The organism is Qipengyuania sp. (assembly GCF_048550555.1).
Taxonomy (GTDB): domain Bacteria; phylum Pseudomonadota; class Alphaproteobacteria; order Sphingomonadales; family Sphingomonadaceae; genus Qipengyuania.
In genome coordinates, this window is the sequence record NZ_JBLYYF010000054.1 from 1 (window position 1) to 3,512 (window position 3,512).

3 protein-coding genes are annotated in these 3,512 nt (G+C 68.8%); 1 reads left to right on the top strand and 2 read right to left on the bottom strand.

Annotated features, from left to right (window positions below):
* The first annotated feature begins 141 nt into the window (after window positions 1-141).
* Complete coding sequence (locus ACN4E0_RS14000; protein WP_419568819.1) at window positions 142-453, top strand: hypothetical protein; 312 nt, start codon at window positions 142-144, stop codon at window positions 451-453.
* Here ACN4E0_RS14000 and ACN4E0_RS14005 read toward each other — a convergent pair whose 3' ends face one another.
* Both ACN4E0_RS14005 and mutS read right to left on the bottom strand, forming a co-directional pair.
* Window positions 454-870, bottom strand: coding sequence for a YidH family protein (locus ACN4E0_RS14005; protein WP_419568820.1), 417 nt, complete (start codon window positions 868-870; stop codon window positions 454-456). It abuts the gene before it with no gap.
* 53 nt (window positions 871-923) lie between these two features.
* The coding region (mutS, locus tag ACN4E0_RS14010) for a DNA mismatch repair protein MutS (protein WP_419568821.1) at window positions 924-3,512 on the bottom strand (2,589 nt) is incomplete at its 5' end.

Here is a 3,512-nt window from a genome sequence, read left to right on the forward strand (position 1 = left end):
CCACCCACGGCACTATACTGATGGGTGGCCGGGCGGGGGTGTGGGCTGGTGCAGAAGGGACGGACGGAGGTCCGGCCCGCACGCAATAGGGAAGGAACCCTAACTACATGCTCTTCGTTTCTCCCGCAAAGGAGACACTGCATGAGTACCCCCGATACCCTTCCGCCGGAAACGCACAACGACGAGCAGGACGACGAGCGCAGCCAGGCGCAAACCGTGTCCGAGGACGCCCAGCACGAAACGCCGGACAGCCCGACCGACAGTGAAAAGGGCGACAACAAATCCGGCCTGATGGGCGATTCCACGCAGGATACGATCGATCACATGCGCGACATGGAAAGTTCGGGCCGGATCGACATGTCCGCCTATCGCGGGGAGGACAATCACGACGACAATGAGGACAAGTACGGCAAGGACAACAAGGTCGACGACCTGCCTTCCGACGGCAGCTGATCAGCGCATCAGGCTGCCGTCGTTGAGGATCCACAGGCCCGCGGTCAGGATCACCGCACCGACAGCTACCGCATAGGCGAGCGCGCGGAAATTGGGGGTCGAGACGGCTTCGAACCGGTGCGCGTCGAGCTTGGCAAGCGTGTGACAGGCGCGGCGCTGCGCGGTGATGGCGAGCCAACCTCCAGCTAGGATGAACATGGTCGCGATGGCCTTGGCCAGCCAGGGCGGATCGAAGGCGCCGAACACCGCCTTGAATCCAAGCCCGATGCCGATTGCGGCGAAGGCGGTGCGCATCCATCCGGCGAAGGTGCGTTCCATCGCCATGATGTTGCGATCCTCGGCAAGGTCGGTGCGCAGCTCGGCCCAATGGGTCGACTTGTCGACATCGCTGTCGCTGGGAGGATCGTCCTGCGCCATGGCTCCATCCATGCGCGAAGCCGATATTTGGTTCAACCCCGACGAAGAGTGTCCTAGCGCTCCTCCGTCTTTGCCTGCGCCTTGAGCGCGTAGAGCATGTCGAGTGCTTCGCGTGGCGAGAGAGCATCGACATCGATCCCCTCGAGCGCGCGGCGCAGCTGGTCGGGCTCTTCTTCCTGCGCCTGCGCGGAGACCGCGAAGAGCGGCAGCTCGCCGAGGCCCGCACCGAGCCCGCCGGTCGCCTCGCGACCCTTTTCGAGCTTGTCGAGGACCGCCTTGGCACGGCGAATGACAGGGGCGGGGACGCCCGCGAGCTTGGCCACCGAGAGGCCGTAGCTGCGGTCGGCCGCGCCCTTGGCCAGCTCGTGCAGCAGCACCAGATCGCCCTTCCATTCGCGTGCGCGGACATGGTGGAGGCTCAGCGCCTCGCAGGTCTCGGCGAGGCGGCTGAGTTCGTGGTAATGCGTCGCGAAGAGGCAGCGGCACCTGAGCTGCTCGTGCACCGCCTCGACCACCGCCCAGGCCAGCGCCATGCCGTCATAGGTCGAGGTGCCGCGCCCGACCTCGTCGAGGATGACGAAGCTGCGTGTCGTCGCCTGGCTGAGTATCGCGGCGGTCTCGACCATCTCGACCATGAAGGTCGAACGCCCGCGCGCAAGATTGTCCGAGGCGCCGACGCGGCTGAACAAGCGGTCGGCGAGGCCGATACGCGCTGCAGTCGCGGGGACGAAGCTACCCGCCTGCGCGAGCAGCAGGATCAGGGCGTTCTGGCGGAGGAAGGTCGACTTGCCGCCCATGTTGGGCCCGCCGATCAGCCACAACCGGTCGTCGCTGCCGAGCGAACAGTCGTTGGCGACGAAGCGTTCGCCGCCCTTCGCCAGCGCCTGCTCCACCACCGGGTGCCGACCGCCGCTGACGTCGAGACAGGGCTCGTCGAGCATTTCGGGGCGCGCCCAGTCGCCCTCGACCGCGCGTTCGGCGAGCGCAGCACAGACGTCGATCCGTGCCAGCGCCGCCGCTGTCGCGGCGATCGCCTCGCGCGCGACCACCACCTCGTCCACCAGATCCTCGAAATGCGCTTCCTCCGCCGCCAGCGCATGCGCGCCTGCCTCGGCGATCCGCGTCGCTTCCTCGTGCAGGCCGAGAGAATTGAACCGCACCGCCCCGGCCATGGTCTGGCGGTGCGTGAAGCCGCTGTCGGCCGCCATCAACTTGTCGCCGTGCTTGGCCGGCACTTCGATGAAATAGCCGAGCACCTTGTTGTGCTTGATCTTGAGCGAGGGCGTTTCGGTCTGCTCGCGGTATTTCGTTTCGAGCGCGGCGATCGCCTTGCGCGCATTGCCGCTGGTCTCGCGCAGCGCGTCGAGCGCATGGTCGTATCCCGCCGCGATGAAGCCGCCCTGGCTCCGCTCGGTCGGGGGCGAGGGCACCAGCGCGCGGGCGAGGTGGTCGACGAGCGCCGCATGGCCGCCCAGCGCATCGCCCATGCGGCGGAGCAGCGGGGGAAGGTCGGCGCTGCCGGCGAGCATCTCGCGTACGCGTCGTGCTTCGGCCAGTCCGTCGCGAATCTGGCCGAGATCGCGGGGCGACCCGCGTCCGGCGACGAGCCGACCGAGTGCGCGGCCGATGTCGGGCGCCTGCCGCAACACGCCGCGCAGGTCGGCGCGCAACAGGGGATCGGTATGGAAGTGCTGGACCCCGGCGAGCCGCTCCTCGATCGCGCGACGGTCGGCGAGGGGCGCCGAGAGGTCCTCCGCCAACTGCCTCGCGCCCGCGCCGGTGGCGCAGCGGTCGACGCAGGCGATCAGGCTGCCCGCGCGCCCGCCGCCCTGCGCTTCGAGGATTTCGAGACTGGCGCGCGTCGCCGCGTCCATCGCCAGATGCGCCCCGCTGCCGCGCGCGACCGGCGGGAGGAGGAATGGGAGGCTCCCGCGCCCCGCATGGTCGAGATAGGCGATCAGTCCGCCCGCTGCGGCGAGCATCGGCCGGGTGAAGCTGCCGAGCCCGTCGAGCGTGGCGACGCCGTGGATCGCCTTCAGCCGGGCTTCGCCCTCCTCGCTGCGGAACTCGGCGCGCGGGCGCGCGATCACCTCGCCTTGGGACTGATCCCAATCCTCGGGTGCGACCACCTCGCTCGCGCCCAGCCGCGCGAGCGCCGCATCGAGCGCTTGCGGAGCGCATTCCTCGAGTTCCATCCGCCCGGTCGAGATGTCGCAGGAGGCCAGCCCGACGCCGTCTCGCAGCGGCGCTACGGCAACGAGCAAATTGGCCCGCCGCGGTTCGAGCAAAGCCTCCTCGGTCAGCGTGCCCGCAGTCACGAAGCGCACGATGTCGCGAGCCACCAGCGCCTTGGACGAGGGCGTACCCTCGCGCTTGGCGCGGGCCTTGGCTTGCTCGGGCGTTTCGGTCTGCTCGGCGATCGCCACGCGGCAACCGCCCTTGATCAGGCGGGCGAGATAGCCTTCCGCCGCGTGCACGGGCACGCCGCACATCGGCACCGGTTCGCCACCATGTTCGCCGCGCGTGGTCAGCGCGATGTCGAGAATGCCCGCCGCGGTCTTCGCGTCGTCGAAGAACAGTTCGAAGAAGTCGCCCATGCGGTAGAACAGCAGCGCTTCGCCGGCCTCGCGCTTGAGGGCGAG